This window comes from Mycobacterium asiaticum DSM 44297, assembly GCF_000613245.1.
Classification (GTDB): domain Bacteria; phylum Actinomycetota; class Actinomycetes; order Mycobacteriales; family Mycobacteriaceae; genus Mycobacterium; species Mycobacterium asiaticum.
Map to the genome: position 1 here is coordinate 783,713 of NZ_HG964936.1, position 19,496 is coordinate 803,208.

Below are 19,496 nucleotides of genomic sequence, written 5' to 3' on the forward strand. Positions count from 1 at the left end.
CGGCGCCCTCAGAACGCCGCCACGGCCTGCGGGTCGGTCCCGGCCTTGGCGGAGTTGAACACCTGGGCGGCGGCGAAACCGAGCTCCAAGTCGGCCAGGATGTCGTCGATGTTCTCCAGTCCGACGGCCAGCCGCACCAATCCGGGAGTGACGCCGGTGGCGAGCTGCTCGGCGGCGCTGAGCTGGGCGTGGGTGGTCGAGGCCGGGTGGATGACCAGCGAACGCACATCCCCGATGTTGGCGACGTGGCTGTGCAGCTGCAGGGCGTCGACGAACGCCTTGCCGGCGTCCACGCCGCCCGCCAGCTCGAAAGCCAGCACCGCGCCGGCGCCCTTGGGCGCCAACTTCTTCGCCAACTGATGCCAGGGCGAGCTGGGCAGCCCCGCGTAGTTGACCGAAAGCACGTCCTCGCGGGCCTCTAAGAACTCGGCGACCCGCTGGGCGTTGGCGACGTGGCGCTCGACTCGCAGGCTCAGCGTCTCGAGGCCCTGGGCGACCAGGAACGCGTTGAACGGCGAAGCCGCCGAGCCGAGGTCGCGCAGCAGTTGCACGCGCGCCTTGAGCGCGAACGCGGGCGGCCCGAGCTCGGCGAACACCACGCCGTGGTAGCTGGGGTCGGGGGTGGTGAACCCAGGGAACTTGCCGTTGGTCCAGTCGAAGGTGCCGCCGTCGACGATGACACCGGCGATGGCCGAGCCGTGCCCGCCCAGGTACTTGGTGGCCGAGTGCACGACGATGTCCGCACCCTGGGCCAGCGGCTGGATGAGATATGGCGTGGCAATGGTGTTGTCGACGATCAGCGGCACTCCGTTGCGGTGCGCCACGTCGGAGACGCCGGGCGTATCCAGCACGTCGATCTGCGGGTTGGAGATGGTCTCGGCGAAGAACGCCTTGGTGTTGGGCCGCACCGCCGCCTGCCAGGAGTCCAGGTCGTCGGGATCCTCGACGAAGCTGACCTCGATGCCCAGCTTTGGCAGCGAATAGTGGAACAGGTTGTAGGTGCCGCCGTAGAGCCGCGGGCTGGAGACGATGTGATCACCGGCGGCGGCCAGGTTCAGGATGGCGTAGGTCTCGGCCGCCTGTCCGGAGGACAGAAACAACGCGGCCACACCGCCCTCGAGCGCGGCGATGCGCTGCTCGACGACGTCGGTGGTCGGGTTGCCGATGCGGGTGTAGATGTTGCCGGGCTCCGCGAGGCCGAACAGGGCGGCCGCGTGGGCGACGTTGTCGAACGTGTACGACGTGGTCTGGTAAATCGGCAGGGCCCGCGCGTTGGTGGTCGGGTCCGGCCGCTGCCCGGCGTGGATCTGCTTGGTTTCGAAAGACCAATTCGCGGTCGGGTCGGTGTTCTCGGAGCTCACTCTGGTCGCTTTCTGCTGGGGGAATGGCGGTTAGGCGAAGAGAGGCACAGCTTGCAGAGCCGAGTGGGTTTCAGGAGTGCACATCACGTTTCCCTGTCAGCTCAGGGGCCCGGTTGACGGCGGACCCGCGCTTGCCGCGTAGCCGGTGCGGCTACTCAACCTGGTCATCACCCGGGGCACCCCACCGCGGTTGGAGGGTTGCCGGCCAGCAAGCCGGGGCTTGACGCTGGCGCTCATGACCGATTTGAAGACTATCGTATGGCGGCGGATCCCCGCCAATTCCTAGCTGGCGGGCGGCTCGGCCACCTGCTTGCCGCGGTTCGCCCCCACGCATTCGTCCAGGAAATCCAGGATCACCTCGGTGACTCGCCCGGGTGCCTCGAACATCGGCACGTGGCCGACGTTGTCGAGCCTGGTGAACCGGTGGTCGTCGGGCAGTTGAGTGCGGAAATGCTTGCTGAACCGGGGCGAAGGGACGACCCGGTCCTTCTCGCAAACCACCAGATGGGCAGGCACGGAGTTCTCGGCGAGCTGCTGCAGCCCGGGCATCAGCAGCGCCTTGACCAGCAACTGGAAGTAGGCCGGGCAGTGCGCTACGTCATCGACGATGACGCTGAGTTCGCGCTCGCTGACCCCGTCGGGGCTGGCGCTGATCGCGTAGGTGGCCAGGTGGCGGCTGAACGGTATGCGCAGTACCCGCGGCCCGAACAGCCAGGCGAGTATCAGCATCGGAATGCCCAGGATGAACTTGCCGATCACCTCGAACTTGGCCGGGCTCCACCGGGTCCAGCCGCCGGCCGGGGCGATGCCCAGCACGCTGCGCGCGCGCCCGCGTCGTTCCAGCTCGAACGCCACCCAGCCGCCGAGCGAGTTGCCGACGATGTGCGCGGTCTCCCAGCCGAGTTCGTCCATCTGGCGTTCGACATGGTCGGCCAGGACCTCGGACGACAGGAAGTAGGTGCCGGCGCGCGGACCGCCGTTGTGGCCCGCCATCGTCGGCGCGAACACCTCGTAGCGGCCGGTTTCGGCCAGTTGCTGCGCAACCACCTCCCACACCGTCTGCGACATCAGGAAGGGGTGCAGCAGCAGCACCGGCTCGCCCGAACCCAAGTGGATGGGCTCACGGGTGGCGGCGCCCGATGAAGGCTTTCGCAGGCTTCGCATAATTTCGACAGTAAATGCGGTACCGCTGGTACCGCAACCGAGCGTGCGGCTGGCATCACGTTCGCGCGGCCGGGGCCCGTGAAAAGATCGTGAGCATCATGAGCACCCCTACCGGATCCCGCCGGATTTTTTCCGGTGTGCAGCCCACTTCTGACTCGCTACACCTCGGCAACGCCCTCGGGGCGGTCGCCCAGTGGGTCGGGCTGCAGGACGAGCATGAGGCGTTCTTCTGCGTGGTGGACTTGCACGCCATCACCATCCCGCAGGATCCAGAGGCACTGCGGCGCCGCACGCTGATCACCGCCGCCCAGTACCTAGCGCTCGGCATCGACCCCGACAGGGCCACCATCTTCGTGCAGAGCCACGTGCCCGCTCACAGTCAGCTGGCCTGGGTGCTGGGCTGCTTCACCGGGTTCGGCCAGGCCTCCCGGATGACGCAGTTCAAGGACAAGTCGACGCGCCAGGGCGCTGACTCCACCACCGTCGGACTCTTCACCTACCCGGTGCTGCAGGCCGCCGACGTGTTGGCCTACGACACCGACCTGGTTCCGGTGGGCGAAGACCAGCGCCAGCACCTGGAGCTGGCCCGCGACATCGCCCAGCGCGTCAACAGCCGCTTCCCGGACACCTTCGTCGTCCCCGACGTGTTGATCCCGAAGGTCACCGCCAAGATCTACGACCTGCAGGACCCGACGTCGAAGATGAGCAAGTCGGCGTCCACCGACGCCGGGCTGATCAGCCTGCTCGACGATCCGGCCAGATCCGCCAAGAAGATCCGCTCCGCGGTCACCGACAGCGAACGCGAAATCCGGTACGACCCGGAGGCCAAAGCCGGCGTGTCGAACCTGTTGAGCATTCAGTCGGCGGTCACGGGCGTCGGTATCGACACCCTGGTCGACGGGTACGCCGGACGCGGCTACGGCGACCTGAAGAAAGACACCGCCGAAGCGGTCGTCGAATACGTGCGGCCGATCAAGGCGCGGGTCGACGAGCTCACCGCCGACCTGGGCGAGCTGGAGGCCGTGCTGGCGGCCGGGGCGCAGCGCGCCAACGAGATCGCCAGCAAAACAGTGCAGCGGGTCTACGATCGGTTAGGTTTCCTTCCGCTTAAGGAATAAGTTGACCGCGAACGACCAGCCCGTGCCGGCCACCCCGGGAGTACTTGACCGGCTGCGGGCCCGGGCTGACTGGTTCGACCATGCGGTGCGCGCGTTCCTGCACTTCCGGGATTGCAACGGCAATCTCTTCGCGGCCGGGCTCACCTACTACACGCTGATCGCGCTGTTTCCCTTGCTGATGATCTGTTTCGCGCTCGGTGGTTTCGCGTTGTCACGGCATCCGGGACTGGTCGACACCATAGACGACCGCGCCCGATCGTGGGTGTCGCCGGAGCTGGGGCAGCAACTGGTCGGCGTGATGAACTCGGCGATCGCCGCGCACACCTCCGTGGGCGTGATCGGACTGGTTTTCGCGGCTTGGGTGGGCCAGACGTGGATGTACCGGCTGCGCGAAGCGCTCGGCAGAATCTGGGGGCACCCGGTGTTCTCGGAGGGTCTGGTGCGCACCGTGCTGTCCGATCTGGCCGCCGTGGTGGCGACGTTCGGAGTAATCCTGGCCACCATGGCGCTCTCGGCGCTCGGCCATCGGGAGCCGATGGAAGCAGCACTCAATCTGCTTGGCTTACCACAGCTTTCGGTCTTTCACTGGGTGCTGCGAGTGCTTTCCGTGCTGGTCTCCTTCCTGGTCTCGTGGCTGGTCTTCACCTGGGTGATCGTCCGGCTGCCGCGGGAGTCGGTGGGTGTCGTCACCTCGATGCAGGCCGGTCTGATCGCGGCCGTCGGGTTCGAGTTGTTCAAACTGCTGGGCTCGCTGTATCTGCGAGTGGTGTTGCGCAGCGTGGCCGGTGCGACTTTCGGGCCGCTGTTGGGGCTGCTCGTGTTCGCCTATGTCACCTGGGTGCTGGTGCTGTTCAGTACCGCCTGGGCCGCGACGGCGGACGCCTCGTGACCGATACCGACACCGACCCTGCCACCGGAACCGGCACCCCGGGGGTCCTGCAACGACTGCGGGCCCGGCACGGCTGGCTCGACCACGCGGTCAAGGCCTACCAGCGCTTCAGCAAACAGAAGGGCACCTTCTTCGCGGCGGGTCTCACCTACTACACGATTTTCGCGTTATTTCCATTGCTGATGGTCGGTTTCGCGGTGGCCGGTTACACGTTGTCGCGCCGGCCGCAGCTGTTGAGCACGCTGGAGGGGCGCATCCGCACGGCGGTGGCCGGGGAGCTGGGCCAGCAGCTCGTCGACCTGATGAACTCGGCGATCGACGCGCGGGCTTCGGTCGGTGTGATCGGGTTGCTGACCGCGGCCTGGGCCGGCCTGGGCTGGATGTATCACTTGCGGGAGGCGTTGAGCGAAATGTGGTTACAGCCCGCCGATTCCGCGGGCTATGTGCGCACCAAGTTGTCCGACATGCTGGCCATGGTGGGCACGTTCCTGGTCATCACGGTCACCATCGCGTTGAGCGCCCTCGGGCAATCCGGCCCGATGGGGGCGTTGCTGAAATTGCTTCATATACCTGAGTTCTCGTTCTTCGACGAGATCTTCCGCGTCGTCTCGGTGCTGGTGTCGGTGCTGGTGTCGTGGCTGCTGTTCACCTGGATGATCGCCCGGCTGCCGCGCGAGCCGGGCAGCTTCGTCACCTCGATGCGCGCCGGCTTGATGGCGGCCGTCGGTTTCGAGGTGTTCAAGCAATTGGGGTCTATCTACCTGCAGACCGTGGTGCGCAGCCCCGCCGGTGCCACGTTCGGACCGGTGCTGGGCCTGATGGTCTTCGCGTTCGTCACTTGGTCGCTGCTGTTGTTCGCCACCGCCTGGGCAGCGACGGCCGCTGACGACGAACGGGAGACTCACGTGGACCCGCCCGCTCCGGCGATCATCAGACCCCGCATTCAAGTTCAGGAGGGCCCCAGCGCGCGCCAGACATTGGCCGCCATGGCCGCTGGAGCCGTTGGCGCCCTGACGCTTTCCCGGCTGGCCCGGCGCCGCGACCGCTAGCTGACCAGCTTCAGGCCGACAATGCAGCCGACGATCCCGGCGATGAACAGCATTTTGAGCAGCGATGCCGGTTCGTCCCCCGTCACCGTCGCGTAGCAGACCGTCAGCACCGCGCCGATGCCCACCCACACCGCGTAACTGGTGCCGGTGGGCAGGCTGCGCATCGCCACCGCCAGGCCGGTCATTGAAAACAGCAGCGCCACACCGAAGATCAGCGATGGCACAAGCCGGGTGAAGCCTTCGGACCGGCTCAGGGCGGTCGCCCACACCGCTTCGAGGACTCCGGAAACCACCAGCACGAGCCAGGCCATCACCGCACCCCCGGAACGAGGCGCCACTGCCCGTTGGCCATCACACCCGTCACCCGCAGATGCTGATCCAGCACAACAAGATTGGCGGCGAATCCGGCCCGGATCGTGCCCACGCCGTCGAGTCCGAGCGCCCGGGCCGGGGTCGTGGAGGTGGTCTTGACCGCAGCGGCCAGGCCCGCTCCGCTGGCAACGGCGCGAAAGACTTGGTCCATGGTGGCGGTGCTGCCGGCGATGGTGGTCGTGCCGCGTACCCGGGCCACCCCCGAGCTGACGACCACCGGCACCGATCCCAGCCGGAACTCCCCGTCACCGCAACCTGCCGCGGCCGTCGCGTCGGTCACCGCGGCGACCCGGCCCGCACCCACCGCGGCGATCACCCCCTGCACCATGTCCGGGTGGACGTGTACCCCGTCGGCGATCAATTCCACGGTCACACGCGCATCGCCCAACAGGGCAAGCGCGGGCCCGGGCTCGCGATGATTCAAGGGTGGCATCGCATTGAACAGATGGGTGCCGACGGTGGCTCCCGCCGCAATCGCCTGCCGGGTCTGTTCGTAGTCGGCGTCGGTATGCCCGACGGCGACAACGGCACCGGCGTCGCGGAAACGCCGGATCGCCTGGCCGCTGCCCGGCAGCTCCGGGGCCAGCGTGACCATCCGCACGGTGCCGTCGGCGGCGGCCAGGACGGCGTCGATCTCGTCGGGGTCGGGCGGCCGGATCTGGGCGGGATCGTGCGCGCCGCAACGTCCCACGCTCAGCCACGGCCCCTCCAGGTGGATGCCGGCTATCAGCCCGTTCCGGGTCGCATCGGCCAGCAAGCCAACGGCGGCAAGAAGTTTCGCGGGTGCGGCGGTGACCAAGCTGGCCAGCGTCGTGGTGGTGCCGTGGCGAGCGTGAAACGCAACGGCCCGATCCACCTCACCGTCGCTGAAGGAAGCGCCGCCGCCGCCGTGCACATGCATGTCGACGAATCCCGGAACCACAACGGAATCGGGCAGCTCCACGTCGCCCGATGCGGTCGGCGTCCCCGAACCGCAGGCGGCGATCCGCCCGCCTTGCGTGTCCACCCACCCGGGCCGGCAGACCTCGCCGTTGACCACAACCGTGCCGGCCAGGATCAAGGTCATGGCCAGCGCCCGCCGTTCTCCCAGAAATGTCGGATGTCCTCGAGCTGGCGGCCTTTGGTCTCCGGTGCGAATCGGTACACCACGCCGAACGCGATCACCGCGAAAGCCCCGAACACCGCGAAAACTCCTGCGCCGCCGAGCAGCTGCAGCAGGGTGAGGAAGAAGCCGGCGATGATCGCGTTGGCGATCAAATTCGAAGTCAGCATCACGCTGGAGCCCACCGACCGCAGATGGGACGGAAAGCTCTCCCCGGCGAACACCCACACCAGCGAGCCGAACCCGAAGCTGAACCCGACGATGAACAGCAGCACCCCGCCGAATCCGAGCAGCAGCGGGGCGTGGGATTCCTCGGCGAACACGGCGATCAGCACCGCGTCGGCGACGATCATCAGCGCGATGCCGGACAACAGGATCGGGCGCCGGCCCACCCGGTCCACCAGGAACAGCGACGTGCCCACCGCCGCCAGGCCGGCCACCTGTACCAGCGCCGGCAGCGCCAGCAACGCAAAATCACCCTCGAAGCCCATCGCTTTGAAAAGCCGTGGGCTGTAATAGATTATCGCGTTGATCCCGGTGATTTGGATGAGGAAGCCCAGGGCCACCACGAACAGGGTGGCGCGTAGATAGGGCCGTCGCAGCATCTCCGCGAGCCCGCCGCCGGGGGTGTTTTGGTCTTCGCGCACCGCGACGGCGATCTCGGCCAGTTCCGCATCCACGGCCGCCTCGGGTTCGATGCGCAACAGTGCCCGGCGCGCGTCGTCGACGCGGCCTTTGAGCAGATACCAGCGTGCGGTGTCGGGCATGCGTAACAGCAGCGGCAGCAACAGCGTCGCGGGCACCGCGGCCAGCCCGAGCATCCACCGCCAACCCTGTGACCCGGCCAGCAGGTAGCCGGTGACATAGCCCAGGATGATGCCGCTGACGGTGGCCAGCTGGTAAGCGGCCAGCAGCGATCCGCGCACTGCGGCGGGCGCCGATTCGGCCACGTACACCGGGACCACCACCACCGAGACGCCGATGGTGACGCCCAGCAGCAGCCGCGCTGCCAGCAGCATCGGCACCGACACCGACATCGCGCCCAGCAAGGCGAACAGCGCGTAGCCAACCAGGATCAGCACCATCGACTTCTGCCGCCCGATCGCATTGGCCAGCACGCCGCCGCCCAGCGCTCCGCCGATCTGGCCGATCACCACCATGGTGGTGACGAGTTCCTTGTGCTCGTCGGTGAGGTCGAAGTCCCTCGAGATGACATGCAGTGCGCCCGCGATGCTGGATAGGTCGTAACCGTAGATGACCCCGACGCTGGCCGCGGTAAGGCCGACCAGCAAACCCCGACCGGTCAGGTTTTCACCCTGGCTTTGAGCACTTCGATGGCCTTGGCCGGGTCCTCGGGGGTGATGCAGGGGCGCACCCGCCGGCCCACATCGATGACCAGCAGGGTGCTCTTGCGTCCGCGGTGAATGTCCAGCGGGAACCAGTAGCGTGGATCACCGGCGCCCCAGATCCGGCCCTTGCCGCTGGCCCAGCCCATCTGCTCGCTCTTGATGCCCTTGATGTCGCTGTAGGCGACTCGTTTGGCCGTGGCAAAAGGGAAGTAGTAGTGCCGAATGGTGATGCCTTCCTCATCCAGCGTGAGGTTGGCGTCCTCGTACAGGGCGGTCATGGCGCCTGAGTCTAGTGCCTGCTAATGCTCGCGACGGGCGTTCATCGACCGTGCTACCAGGATCAATCCGAACACGATGACAGTGCCGATGACGGCCACCCCCACCCGGATCGGCAGCGTGTCCGCCGACGACATCAGCCCAGCCGCCTGGTTGTTCTCCGGGGCTCGGTTGGCGGGGTTGGGATTGCTGGGCAACAGCGACGGGTCGGGTTCGATGAGCGAGCCGACCTGCGTGCCCTGCGGGGTGCCGAAACCGTAGTCCAGTAGGTGCGCCGCCTGCTCCCAGGGTGCGATCGGTTGCCGGGTGCCGTGCAGCAGGACAGCAACCAGCCGGCGGCCGTTGCGGTTGGCCGCGCCCACAAAGGTCTGGCCGGCGTCGTCGGTGTAGCCGGTCTTGCCGCCCATCGCGCCGGGGTAGTGGTAGAGCAGCTGGTTGTCGTTCTCCAGCTCGTAGCCCGGGTGGTCGCCGTGGCCGGGGAAGTCGAATGTCCTGGTCGCGACGATGTCGGCGAAGACGGGGTTGCGCCAGGCGTATCGGTAGAACAACCCGATGTCATAGGCCGAGGTGCTCATGCCGGGCCCGTCGAGCCCGGACGGTGTGGCCACCCGGGTGTCCCGTCCGCCGAGTTTGGCGGCCAGCACGTTGAGCTTCTCCAGCGCCGCCTGCATGCCGCCGAGCTGCATCGCCAGCGCGTGCGCCGCGTCGTTGCCCGAGTGCATCAACAAGCCGTGCAGCAATTGGTTGATGGTGTATACGCCGCCGGCGTCGACCCCGACCTTGGTGCCCTCGGCGGCCGCGTCGTCATCGGTGCCCGGGACCGTCTTGTTCTGGTTGAACGCGTTGATTGAGGCCATCGCGACCAGCACCTTGATGATGCTGGCGGGGCGGTGCCGGCCGTGCGGATCCTTCGCGGCGATCACGGCGCCACTGTCGAGGTCCGCGACCAGCCACGCCTCGGCGGACACATCCCCGGGGACCGGTGGGGTGTCCGGGGCGGTGATGATGCCGCAGCCGCCCAGCGCGTTCCCGCCGATCGGCGTCGGAGGCAGGGCCAGGGGGAGCGGCGGGTCGCCGGCCTTCGGCACCTCGGAGGAGTCGACGGCGGGTGGGGTGTTGATCATGTATGGGCAGTTCTCGGACCCGGCATTCACCGCGGCGCTGGGCTCGGCCCGAGCCGCCGGAAGCGTCAGCGCGCCCGGTCCGGTGACCGCCAAAAACGCTGCGGCCAGGCACGATGCGGCGCGCAAAGAGATCCGTGAAAACAGCATCGCTGAGCAGATTAAGTGATCGAACGCGGGATCGCAGGGTGCCGCGCGGTGTTGGATTTCCTGCGCTGCCTGCTCAGAAGTCGAGCCCGTATCCCCCGCGCAGGTCTGTGTGTGCGGCCGCCAGGACGCGGTCGCACAAATCCACCAGGGCGTCGAGGTCGAGATCGGAATCTTTGCCCAGCATGTCCAGGAACACCGTCTCCTGCCTCCGCAGCTCGGACCACTTGAGTTCGCCCTCGTAGTACACGGTCGCGTCTTCGGCAGGTGCGGGGCAGGCCGCGGACTGGGCCAACTGCCGCTTGCACGCATCCAGCTGGGTCAGCGAGTAGCCGTGCTCGCGGAACTGACGATCCCACTCGTCGAGCAGCAGACCTACCAGCTCTTGCACCGGCGGTGCGGCGTAGACCAATAGTTCGGCCACTCCGTCGTCAAGGCCCAGTCGCATGCGGAAGTCATAGAGCTCCCGGATGGCCTCGGCGCGCCGCTGGGTAGCGATCTCCGCGGCGGTCCCGCGCCCCTCGTATTGGGCCGCGCGTTTGACGTACATGGTCGCCGAAATCAGCGATTTGAGCACCGCCTTCTTGTCATCGGCAGCCCGCTTTTCAAAGTCGAGCACTCGTTCGTGCCGGCGGTCTTCCGCTTTGTTCCTGGCGTCGATGCGCTTAGTCCAGACCGCGACGGTGGCGCTCGAAATCACGGAGGCGAGAGGGACGAGCGCGTTTGCTATCACCGTCATCCAGTTCATCCGTCGACCCTAAAACTCGCGGCTCGAAGTCCGCACGTAAACGGGTGAGAGACAGGACTCGCGCCCCGCGAGAGCAGCCCAGCAACATTTGACAGTGTCAAAAATAGGTGTGACACTGTCATCAGTATGAAATTGCTTACGCTATCCGAGTTCGCCACCGCGGCCGCCGCCGCGGTGCAGGCGTCCGGCGCCGTGCCGGAGAATCGGCAAGCCAAGCCGATCCCGGCCGAGCGCATGGTCCGCTACTACACCGCGCGGGGCTTGCTGCCCCGGCCGGGTAACCGGGGGCGGGCGCTGACCTATGGGCGCTCACACCTGATCCGGCTGGTCGCCATCAAACGGTTGCAGGGCCAGGGCCTGTCGCTGGAGGAGATCGCTGAGCGACTCGACGGCATGACGGCGGCGCAGGAAGAGGCGCTGGCCGCCATCCCGGAGGCGGCGATGCCTGCGGATCTGGGCGATCCCGAACCGACGCCCGAAGCCGCGCGCGCCGCCGGCCCGTTCTGGCGGATGGCCCCCAAGGCCCCCGAACCGGCTGCCGAACCGGCCGTCACCAACCTGCAGGCCGTGCGGCTGTCCGACACTGTCACCTTGCTGGTCGACGGCGACGGGCTGCCGTCCCTCGATGCCCTGCGCCATGCCGCGGCCCCGCTGCTGGACCTCATCGCCCACACCCGAAAGGACTCGTCATGAGTGCTCAGTTGTTACCCCTGCTGCCCGCCGGCCCCGCACACCCGGTTCGGGCGGGCAGGCCGACGTGCGGTGAGTTGTCGGGATCGGACGGCCGATCCCTGCCACTGAAGTCGCTCAGCGTCGATGCCGCCCTGGTCGGCCTGACCGCCACGTCCACCGTGCGCCAGCGGTTCGTCAACACCGGCGACACCACCATCGAGGCGACCTACGTATTTCCCCTGCCGGCCCGCGCCGGGGTGACCGACTTCGCCGCCGACCTGGCGGGGCGGCGCGTGATCGGGGTCCTCAAGGAACGGGGTCACGCCCGCGCCGACTACGAGCAGGCGCTGCTCGCCGGCCAGCGCGCCGCGATCGTCGAAGAGGACCGCTCGGACGTGTTCTCGGTGCGCGTCGGCAATCTCGGCCCAGGCGAGGAAGCCACCATCGAGTTGCGGCTGACGGGGCCGCTGTCGTTCGAGGACGGCGAGGCGACGTTCCGATTTCCCCTGGTGGTGGCCCCGCGGTACACGGCAGGAAAGCCATTGCCGGGTGACCGGACCGGCGCCGGCCTGGCCGACGACACCGACGCGGTGCCCGACGCGTCGCGGGTCACGCCACCACGCCTGGCTGCAGACGACGAACGCCTCGATCTGCAGATCGAGCTGACCCTCGACGGCGCCGGCCTGCCGGTGTCCGATCTGCGGTCCAGCCTGCCCACGGCGGTGTCCGAAGTCGACGGCGCGACCCGGCTACTGGTGGAGCGGGGCGCGCGGGCCGACCGGGACTTCGTGTTGCGCTTCCGCATCGACCGCGGGGAGCTGTCGTCGTCGGCGCTGTTGGTCCCGGACGGCGAGGGTGACGAGGGCACCTGGTCGGTGACGCTGGTGCCCCCCGCCGAAAGCGGCAGCGCACCGCGCGACGTGGTGGTGTTGCTGGACCGCTCGGGTTCGATGCACGGCTGGAAGATGATCGCCGCCCGCCGGGCCGCGGGCCGGATTGTGGACATGCTGGATGCCGTCGACCGGTTCTGCGTGCTGGCCTTCGACGACCGCATCGACAGTCCGGCGGGGCTACCGGCGAGCTTGGTCGATGCCAGCGACCGGAACCGGTTCGCCGCCGCCTCGTGGCTGGGCGGGCTGGAGAGCCGGGGCGGCACCGAAATGGCCCAGCCGCTGTTCAAGGCTGCCCAGCTGCTCGCCGGCTCGGGTGAAGACCGGCTGGCCAGCGTTGTCTTGGTGACCGATGGCCAGATCACCGGGGAGGACCAGCTGTTGGCGACGCTGGCGCCGGCTCTGGGCGACACGCGCATCTATTGTGTGGGAATCGACCGGGCGGTCAACGCCGGCTTCCTGGACCGGCTGGCGAAGCTGGGCCGCGGCCGATCCGAACTGGTCGAGTCCGAGGAGCGCCTGGATGAGGCGATGGCGCGGCTGGCGCGGACCATCGGACGTCCGGCGCTGACCGGATTGCGGGTGAGCGCCGACGGGATCGAGATCGTCGACGGCACCCTCACACCGGGCCGGTTGCCCGACGCCTTCGCCGGCGTGCCGTGGGTGGTTTCCGGGCGTTACCGGGGTGGGGAAGCCGCGACGCTACAGGTAGCGGGGGACGACTCGGCCGTGGTGACGCTGCCCGCTCAAGTGGCCCCGGAAGCGGTTGCGGTGCGGACGATTTGGGCGCGATCGGTGGTCCGTGACCTGGAGGACGACTATGCGTCGTACGGCGCGGACGAAGAGCTGGCCGAACGGATCGTCGCGCATTCGGTCCGGTTCGGGGTGCTGTCCCGGTTCACCGCGTTCGTGGCCGTCGACCCGGAACGCACTGACGCCGGCCCGCTGACCGACGTGATCCAACCCGTCGAGGAGCCGTCGGGATGGGCAACGACCGTGGGCTTCGTCCAGGCGGCGAAGGTATCGGCACCTGCCTTTGACATGGTCATGCCCGCACCCATGGCCGCGCCCCCACCTGTGCCCGCAGGGAGGAAGCCGGCGCCGATGCGGCCGCTGGACAAGCTGCTCAAGGTGGTGGAGAAGAGCGCGCAAGTCCGTCGTTCCGGGCTGGACACGGTGCTCGACGAGCTCAAGCAGCACCGCGACGCGGAGTCCGACCGGGAACTGCGCGCGGCGCTCGACCAGTTGTGCGCGGCGCTGGCGCGGTTCCTAAAGCACCCGTCGGGGCCGCAGGGGCGGCAACTGCTGGTCGCGGTCGACGCGGTGAAGCGGGCGCTGGCCGCCCAAGGCAGGCAGGCGAGCAGGCGGCGCTTCTGGACGTAAGTCCGTCCGGCGCGAACGTGCGCAGATTGCCGGTGCCAGCGGCGTGTCGCCGCGCATCTACGCACGCTCGCGAACCGGCGCGTGCGTCAGTCCACCCTGATGTCGTTCAGGACGCCACGCAGGATCGACTCGATGGCGTCGAACTCGGCTGGACCGCTGATCAACGGCGGCGCGATCTGGATGACGGTGTCGCCGCGGTCGTCGGTGCGGCAGTACAGCCCGGCTTCGAAGAGCGCCGCCCCAACCCGCTTGAGCAGAGCGGAACGTTCGTCGTCGGCGAACTTCTGCCTGGTCGCCTGGTCTTTGACCAATTCGATGCCGAAGAAGAAGCCTTCGCCGCGGACGTCGCCGACGATCGGTAGGTCGTAGAGCCTTTCCAGGGTGGCGCGCAGGGCAGGGGACTGGTTCTTCACGTGGTCGTTGAGGCCTTCGCGTTCGAAGATGTCGAGGTTGGCCAGCGCAACCGCCGCCGACACTGGGTGGCCGCCGAAGGTGTAACCGTGCCGGAACGTCGTCTTGCCGTCGTTGAACGGTTCGAACACCCGGTCGCTGGCGATCATCGCACCCAACGGCGAGTAGCCCGACGTCATGCCCTTGGCGCAGGTGATCATGTCCGGCACATAGCCGAAGTCGTCGCAGGCGAACATGGATCCGATCCGACCGAAGGCGCAGATCACCTCGTCGGAAACCAGCAATACGTCGTAGGAGTCGCAGATCTCGCGGACCCGCTCGAAATAGCCCGGCGGCGGCGGGTAGGAGCCGCCGGCGTTCTGCACCGGCTCCAGGAAGACGGCGGCGACGGTTTCGGGGCCCTCGAACTCGATGGCTTCGGCGATGCGGTCGGCTGCCCATCGACCGAATGCCTTCGCGTCCTCGGCATACGGCTCCGGCGCGCGGTAGAAGTTGGTGTTGGGCACCCGGAACCCGCCCGGCGCCAACGGCTCGAAAGCTTCCTTGTACTTCGGCAGGCCGGTGATCGACAACGCACCCTGGGTGGTGCCGTGGTAGGCGATGGCGCGCGAAATCACTTTGTACTTGTTGGGTTTGCCGACGAGCTTGTAGTACTGCTTGGCAGCCTTCCATGCGGTTTCGACGGCCTCGGTGCCGCCGTTGGTGAAGAAGACCCGGTTCAGATCTCCCGGCGTGTAACCGGCGAGGCGCTCGGACAATTCGATGGCCGGCGGCGTGGTGTTGCCCCACAGCGGGAAGAACGCCAGTTTCTCGGCTTGGCGCGCGGCGGCCTCGGCGAGTTCGGTGCGGCCGTAGCCGACCTGCACGACGAACAGACCCGACAGTGCGTCGAGGTAGCTCTTGCCGCGGTCATCGAAGATGGTGACCCCTTCGCCGCGGGTGATGACGGGTGGCGTGATGCCGTTGCCGTGCTGGGCGAAGTGGAGCCAGAGATTTCTGGACATAGTGATCGCGAGCCTAGCGTTAGGCTCACAATATGGCGGTAGCCCAGCAGGTCTCCGAGTTCGAGGCGCTGCGGCCACATCTCATGTCGGTCGCCTACCGGCTGACCGGCACGGTGGCCGACGCGGAAGACATCGTCCAGGACGCATGGCTACGTTGGTCCACCCAGGACAGGGCGATCGACAACCTCCAGGCGTGGCTGACCACGGTGGTGAGCCGACTCGGTCTGGACCGGCTGCGGTCGGCGGCGCACCGGCGCGAGTCCTACACCGGCAATTGGTTGCCCGAGCCGGTGGTGATGCCCTTCTCGGATTCGCCGGCCGATCCGCTGTCGGCCGTGGTGGCCGCCGAGGACGCCCGGTTCGCGGCCATGGTGGTGCTGGAACGGCTCAGCCCCGACCAGCGGGTGGCGTTTGTGCTGCACGACGGGTTCTCGATGCCCTTCGCCGAAGTTGCCGAGGTGCTGGGTACCAGTGAGGCATCCGCCCGGCAGCTGGCGTCACGGGCCCGCAAGTCGGTTGCCGCCGCCCCGCCACCCGAGCCCGACCCCAGCCATGCGGAGGTGGTCGGCCGGTTAATGGCGGCCATGGCGGCCGGTGACATCGAGACAATAGTTTCGCTGCTGCATCCCGACGTCACCTTCACCGGCGACGCGAACGGCAGGACATCGACGGCCGTTAACGTCATCCACGGAGTGGACAAGGTGGTCCGGTTCATGCTCGGCCTGGCCAACCGGTACGGCGACGGCTTCTACACCGAGCATCAGCTGGCCTTGGTCAACGGTGAACTCGGTTCGTACACAAAGGGTTTCCCGGCCACCGAGGGCCGCCGGGAGATGGCGCCGCGGATCACCGCGATGACGGTGCGCGACGGAAAGGTCGTGGCGCTCTGGGACATCGCCAACCCGGACAAGTTCACCGGCTCGCCGTTGCGGGAATCCGAGTAGCGGACTACGGCAGCACGATCCCGGTTGCCGGTCCCAAACTGATCAGCTGACCGCCCGGCGGGACGTACGGCCCAGCGGGGCCGTAGATGCCGAACACCGGGGCGGCCGGGGTACCGCCGGCATAGAAGTCATTGATCCAGCCGGTGGCCAGGGTGTACACCGCCGCGGTGGCACCCGGCGGCGAGAAACCGGTCAGCAGCTGGGCGGCGAGGTCGACGAGCGGGCTCCCGCCAAGCATCGAGTCGACATGCGAGCCGCCGACGATCTCGACGCCGGAGAACTGCCCCGGGTACAAGGCGGCCAATTGAGTCGTGGTGGCACCGAACGCATTCCACGGTTGCGGTGGGGCGACGACCGCATACAGCGGGATGCTCGCCGCCTGCAGGTTGGCCACCGCGGACCCGAAGGCCGCGGCATTGTTGGCGACCCCGTCGAACATCACCACGCCGAGCAGATGATTGGTGCCGGCCCCGAGGTTCGTCACGTAACTGCTGGCCGCCATCGTCGCCAGGCCACCGCCGGCGGAGTGGCCGGTCAGCACGAAGTCCTGCGGCAGCGTGCCCGCTAAACCCGCCCAGCGCGCGGCGGCGTTCAGCGCCGATTGATCACCCAGGAAAAGCGAGCCCACACCCTGCTGCATCTGCGGACTGCTCAGCCACACCCCGAACGGCAACGGGACAGAGGGGATGGTGGGTGTCAGCACGACGCTGTTGGTCTGGCTGGCCAATTCGATGGCCAGCGGCTGGTAGAACCAGCCGATCGCGGCAAACCCGTGTTGCAGATAAGCGGTGCCGGCGGCGTCCACCACTCCGCTCGCCTGCGTCGGGAAGTACCACAGCGTCGGGGCGGGATAGTTGAACTGCGGAATCGTCAAGCCCAGGAACGAGCTTGGGCCGACCGGGATCTGCAGGAAGGAGAAGCCGATCCTGACCCCGGTCACGCCGTCGGTGCCGGCGACGGCCACCGTCGAGGGAAAGTTGACCACCCCGCCGAGGCCCACGGTGTCACTGGCCCAGTTGAGCACGGCGCCCAGCGTCGCGGCCCCGGTGCCGCCGAACAGCGGCCGCCGGAAGCTTTCAACTTGCTGCAACAGCGTCTGCAGCGTCGGCACACTCGCCGCTTCGGCGGCCGCATACCCCGTCGCGGCCGCGCTCAACGCACGCTCGAACTCGGCCTGGAAGAGGGCCGTGCGCGCGGTCAGCGCCTGAAACTCGTCGGCATAGCCGCCGAACAGACTCGCAACGGCGGCCGAGACCTCGTCACCGGCCGCAGCGAGAATCCGGGTGGTGGACGGCGCCGCGGCCGCGGCGGCCTCGCTGATCACCTGCCCGATGCCACCCAGGTCTGCCGATGCCGCGGCAAGCGCTTCGGGCACTGCGGTCAGGTACGACGACATCACCGCATGCTAGCCAGCCGGACGGGAGTTGGTTCCCGAATCGGCCCAAGGCACCCGGCAGGAGTCCCCGGAGCTGAAGCCCTGTTCGGTGATGCCCAGCGCCGAATACATCCGGGCCCGCATGTTCTCGATGCCGATCTGATAGCTCAGCTCGATGACGCCGGCCTCGCCGAACCGGGCGCGCAGGTCCTCGACCTGCTCGTCGGTGACCGAGTGCGGGTCGGTGGTCATGGCGTTGGCGTAGGCGATCGCTGCGCGCTCGTCGTCGGTGAAGGCCGGTGAGGTGGCGTAATTATCGATGTCCTTCAGGCGCTCGATATCCAGGCCGTCCAGTCGCTGCAGCATGGAACCGAAGTCGACGCACCAGGAGCAACCGATGGTTCGCGCTGCCCAGAACACGGCCAACTCGCGCACACTGGCCGGCAGTGTGCGCGATGCGCTCTGCAGCATCGTCTCGTGCACGGCGTTGGCGATCAGCAACCGTGGGTGGTGCGCGGCGACGCTGAACGGTTCCGGAACTTCACCGAAGCGCCGCTTGGCGACGCGGTACATGGCGCGGACCAGCAGGCCGGCGCGCTTGGGGGGCAAGGGCTCGATGCGGGTTTTCTGTGTCATACCAGTCAGACGAGGCAGCCCGCGCGGACGTGACAGCCCACGTCAGCAGGGGTCTCCAAGAATCTGTCAAGAATCCTTCAAGCGCTGCATCCGAGTCTGGCTCAGTGGAGCGGGGAACATCTTCTTACTGGACCTATTCCGAGATTCCGATGGTCAACGACCTCGAGGACAGCACGCACGAGGAGGTCCTGGTCGCTGATTCGCGCCTGGACCAGACCGGTATCCGTGCCGCGATCGACGCCGTCTTCGAAGCCCATCCCAACTTGGGTGCGGTGTTCGAACCGAGCAGGGACCGCTGGCTGTCGCGCCCAGGCGGCGACTGGAGCTGGGCGGTCGAGCCTCCCGGAGTCACCGTGCCCGAGGTGATCGCCCGGCAGCGCGGAAGTTTCGACATGCGCACCGGCCGGCTGTTCGCGGTGTCGCTGCTTCCCGGGGTCCCGGAGCGCCTGGTGCTCACCGCCAGCCACCTCTGCGCTGACGCCAAGCTGTGGAGCAACGTGGTGCACAGCGTGATGTCGGCGTACGAAGGCGGCGTGCTGGCGCGCGACGCCAGCTATCGGGCTAGAAGTCGCGGCGCACACTCATGGGCGTGGTGGCGGGCAAGTCGCCGCCACCGATCACCTGTCGCGCTATCGGCGTGAGCGCGCTGAACAACGTCTGCAGCTCGTCGTCGTCGAGTCCATCGAACGCCCGTAACGACAGCGCGTCGGTGGTCGTCTCGATGTGGTCCTTGAGTTCACGCCCGGCCGAGGTCAGCGATCCGTCGTCGTCGAGCAGGCCGCGGTCGGCAAGGCGCCGTGTGCAATCCGACCATTCGTTGTCGTCGTAGTGCCGGGTGGTCTTCATGTATTCCGCGGGCAGCGCGCTGGCCACGGTGTGGAGCACGTTCGACTCGCGCCCGGTGATGCCCGCGGCAGCCAGCACCGCGATGTGTCCGTCGCCACGATGCTCCCGCAACAACGTGGTGGCATGCCACAGCGCGGCCAGCGGATCCGACGGCTCGGGAAGGGCAATGTTGGCCGCGAACAACGGCCGCCCGTCCACCGGCGTCTGCTGCGCGGCGCGCAACGCCAATTGCGCTGCGGTGCGGACATTTTCGTCATCGGTGATGCCGCAGCGGCGCAGCGCGGCGACCGCCGAATCCTGCCGGGCCCGCAATGCAAGCTCCGGCCCGGCGATGTCCCAGGCCGCCGGCAGCGCCTTGGCCACCCGAGCGGGCGCGAAGTTGTAGAACACCGCGGTCACCACCTGCGGCGCCACCACGCCCAGGGGAGCCGAGCGGGCGGCGAAATAGCCCATCCAGAAGCCGCGGTACCCGAGACCGTCCAGCGCCGAACGCGCTTCCGGGGCGAAGTAAGTCAGGGCGTGAATCGGCTCGAACCGGTCATAGAACCGCCGGGCCAGATCGGGTGTGCGTTGCATGCTTGCAGCTTTGCCGACGGCGGCCCAAACGCAAAGTCGCGTTGGTAGCATCAGGCACCACTC

Annotated in this window: 16 protein-coding genes, 3 pseudogenes and 1 riboswitch; of the genes and pseudogenes, 7 read left to right on the forward strand and 12 right to left on the reverse strand. The window is 67.8% G+C overall.

Annotated features, from left to right (window positions below):
* Positions 1-8: 8 nt before the first annotated feature.
* Together BN972_RS03735 and BN972_RS03740 are read right to left on the reverse strand one after the other, a co-directional pair.
* Positions 9-1,361 carry a bifunctional o-acetylhomoserine/o-acetylserine sulfhydrylase gene (locus BN972_RS03735; RefSeq protein ID WP_051545014.1) on the reverse strand — a complete coding sequence of 451 codons (1,353 nt, stop codon included), beginning with the start codon at positions 1,359-1,361 and terminating at the stop codon, positions 9-11.
* Positions 1,362-1,483: 122 nt separating this feature from the next.
* A riboswitch (SAM riboswitch) is annotated at positions 1,484-1,602 on the reverse strand.
* A gap of 41 nt (positions 1,603-1,643) precedes the next feature.
* On the reverse strand, positions 1,644-2,450 hold the full coding sequence (locus tag BN972_RS03740; protein WP_036356447.1) for an alpha/beta fold hydrolase: 807 nt from the start codon (positions 2,448-2,450) through the stop codon (positions 1,644-1,646).
* Positions 2,451-2,623: 173 nt separating this feature from the next.
* On the opposite strand from BN972_RS03740, the gene trpS reads away from it, so the two are divergent.
* The 3 genes and pseudogenes from trpS to yhjD (BN972_RS03755) form a co-directional block, all read left to right on the forward strand.
* Complete coding sequence (gene trpS, locus BN972_RS03745) at positions 2,624-3,643, forward strand: tryptophan--tRNA ligase (protein WP_036356448.1); 1,020 nt, start codon at positions 2,624-2,626, stop codon at positions 3,641-3,643.
* A gap of 1 nt (position 3,644) precedes the next feature.
* Positions 3,645-4,532: an inner membrane protein YhjD gene (gene yhjD, locus BN972_RS03750; RefSeq protein WP_235192357.1), complete on the forward strand. Its 888-nt coding sequence runs from the start codon at positions 3,645-3,647 to the stop codon at positions 4,530-4,532.
* Positions 4,529-5,416, forward strand: a pseudogene (gene yhjD, locus BN972_RS03755) (inner membrane protein YhjD); the annotation flags it as partial. The gene yhjD (BN972_RS03750) and the pseudogene yhjD (BN972_RS03755), both read left to right, overlap by 4 nt.
* Positions 5,417-5,577: 161 nt before the next feature.
* On the opposite strand, the gene BN972_RS03760 reads toward yhjD (BN972_RS03755), so the two are convergent.
* From BN972_RS03760 to BN972_RS03785, 6 genes are all read right to left on the reverse strand, one after another.
* Entirely contained in the window at positions 5,578-5,892 is a 315-nt protein-coding gene (locus BN972_RS03760) for a DMT family transporter (RefSeq protein WP_036353039.1), read from the reverse strand.
* Entirely contained in the window at positions 5,892-7,019 is a 1,128-nt protein-coding gene (gene nagA, locus BN972_RS03765; protein WP_036353041.1) for an N-acetylglucosamine-6-phosphate deacetylase, read from the reverse strand. The genes BN972_RS03760 and nagA overlap by 1 nt, the downstream gene beginning before the upstream one ends.
* Positions 7,016-8,422 carry a sugar porter family MFS transporter gene (locus BN972_RS03770; RefSeq protein WP_390176196.1) on the reverse strand — a complete coding sequence of 469 codons (1,407 nt, stop codon included), beginning with the start codon at positions 8,420-8,422 and terminating at the stop codon, positions 7,016-7,018. The genes nagA and BN972_RS03770 overlap by 4 nt, the downstream gene beginning before the upstream one ends.
* Positions 8,359-8,682, reverse strand: coding sequence for a hypothetical protein (locus tag BN972_RS30125; protein ID WP_036353045.1), 324 nt, complete (start codon positions 8,680-8,682; stop codon positions 8,359-8,361). The genes BN972_RS03770 and BN972_RS30125 overlap by 64 nt, the downstream gene beginning before the upstream one ends.
* A 21-nt stretch (positions 8,683-8,703) precedes the next feature.
* Positions 8,704-9,951 (reverse strand): D-alanyl-D-alanine carboxypeptidase family protein, encoded by a 1,248-nt coding sequence (locus BN972_RS03780; protein ID WP_036353047.1) that lies wholly within the window; start codon positions 9,949-9,951, stop codon positions 8,704-8,706.
* Positions 9,952-10,024: 73 nt separating this feature from the next.
* Complete coding sequence (locus BN972_RS03785; RefSeq protein ID WP_235192358.1) at positions 10,025-10,696, reverse strand: hypothetical protein; 672 nt, start codon at positions 10,694-10,696, stop codon at positions 10,025-10,027.
* 126 nt (positions 10,697-10,822) lie between these two features.
* On the opposite strand from BN972_RS03785, the gene BN972_RS03790 reads away from it, so the two are divergent.
* Together BN972_RS03790 and BN972_RS03795 are read left to right on the forward strand one after the other, a co-directional pair.
* Complete coding sequence (locus tag BN972_RS03790) at positions 10,823-11,389, forward strand: MerR family transcriptional regulator (protein WP_051545017.1); 567 nt, start codon at positions 10,823-10,825, stop codon at positions 11,387-11,389.
* Entirely contained in the window at positions 11,386-13,641 is a 2,256-nt protein-coding gene (locus BN972_RS03795) for a VIT domain-containing protein (RefSeq protein WP_036353049.1), read from the forward strand. Before BN972_RS03790 ends, BN972_RS03795 begins: the two co-directional genes overlap by 4 nt.
* Positions 13,642-13,727: 86 nt before the next feature.
* Here BN972_RS03795 and BN972_RS03800 read toward each other — a convergent pair.
* A pseudogene (locus BN972_RS03800) lies at positions 13,728-15,056 on the reverse strand (aspartate aminotransferase family protein); the annotation flags it as partial.
* A gap of 32 nt (positions 15,057-15,088) precedes the next feature.
* Here BN972_RS03800 and BN972_RS03805 point away from each other — a divergent pair.
* On the forward strand, positions 15,089-16,000 hold the full coding sequence (locus BN972_RS03805) for a sigma-70 family RNA polymerase sigma factor (RefSeq protein WP_036353053.1): 912 nt from the start codon (positions 15,089-15,091) through the stop codon (positions 15,998-16,000).
* A 4-nt stretch (positions 16,001-16,004) separates the two neighbouring features.
* Here BN972_RS03805 and BN972_RS03810 read toward each other — a convergent pair whose 3' ends face one another.
* The gene (locus BN972_RS03810; RefSeq protein ID WP_036353055.1) at positions 16,005-17,396 is read right to left on the reverse strand and encodes a PE family protein; all 1,392 of its coding nucleotides are present in this window, start codon (positions 17,394-17,396) and stop codon (positions 16,005-16,007) included.
* 9 nt (positions 17,397-17,405) lie between these two features.
* Positions 17,406-18,026: pseudogene (locus BN972_RS03815) on the reverse strand (carboxymuconolactone decarboxylase family protein); the annotation flags it as partial.
* 89 nt (positions 18,027-18,115) lie between these two features.
* On the opposite strand from BN972_RS03815, the gene BN972_RS03820 reads away from it, so the two are divergent.
* Positions 18,116-18,652, forward strand: coding sequence for a condensation domain-containing protein (locus BN972_RS03820; RefSeq protein WP_235192359.1), 537 nt, complete (start codon positions 18,116-18,118; stop codon positions 18,650-18,652).
* Here BN972_RS03820 and BN972_RS03825 read toward each other — a convergent pair.
* Positions 18,573-19,433, reverse strand: coding sequence for an SCO6745 family protein (locus BN972_RS03825; RefSeq protein WP_036353060.1), 861 nt, complete (start codon positions 19,431-19,433; stop codon positions 18,573-18,575). The genes BN972_RS03820 and BN972_RS03825 overlap by 80 nt on opposite strands.
* Positions 19,434-19,496: the final 63 nt, after the last annotated feature.

Excerpts from the sequence above, each read along its gene's own strand:
- BN972_RS03825 (WP_036353060.1), bottom strand. The coding sequence starts at position 19,433 with ATGCAACGCACACCCGATCTGGCCCGGCGGTTCTATGACCGGTTCGAG.
- BN972_RS03760 (WP_036353039.1), bottom strand. The coding sequence starts at position 5,892 with ATGGCCTGGCTCGTGCTGGTGGTTTCCGGAGTCCTCGAAGCGGTGTGG.
- BN972_RS03810 (WP_036353055.1), bottom strand. The coding sequence starts at position 17,396 with ATGTCGTCGTACCTGACCGCAGTGCCCGAAGCGCTTGCCGCGGCATCG.
- BN972_RS03790 (WP_051545017.1), top strand. The coding sequence starts at position 10,823 with ATGAAATTGCTTACGCTATCCGAGTTCGCCACCGCGGCCGCCGCCGCG.
- trpS (WP_036356448.1), top strand. The coding sequence starts at position 2,624 with ATGAGCACCCCTACCGGATCCCGCCGGATTTTTTCCGGTGTGCAGCCC.
- BN972_RS03785 (WP_235192358.1), bottom strand. The coding sequence starts at position 10,696 with ATGAACTGGATGACGGTGATAGCAAACGCGCTCGTCCCTCTCGCCTCC.
- nagA (WP_036353041.1), bottom strand. The coding sequence starts at position 7,019 with ATGACCTTGATCCTGGCCGGCACGGTTGTGGTCAACGGCGAGGTCTGC.
- BN972_RS30125 (WP_036353045.1), bottom strand. The coding sequence starts at position 8,682 with ATGACCGCCCTGTACGAGGACGCCAACCTCACGCTGGATGAGGAAGGC.
- BN972_RS03805 (WP_036353053.1), top strand. The coding sequence starts at position 15,089 with ATGGCGGTAGCCCAGCAGGTCTCCGAGTTCGAGGCGCTGCGGCCACAT.
- BN972_RS03780 (WP_036353047.1), bottom strand. The coding sequence starts at position 9,951 with ATGCTGTTTTCACGGATCTCTTTGCGCGCCGCATCGTGCCTGGCCGCA.
- BN972_RS03795 (WP_036353049.1), top strand. The coding sequence starts at position 11,386 with ATGAGTGCTCAGTTGTTACCCCTGCTGCCCGCCGGCCCCGCACACCCG.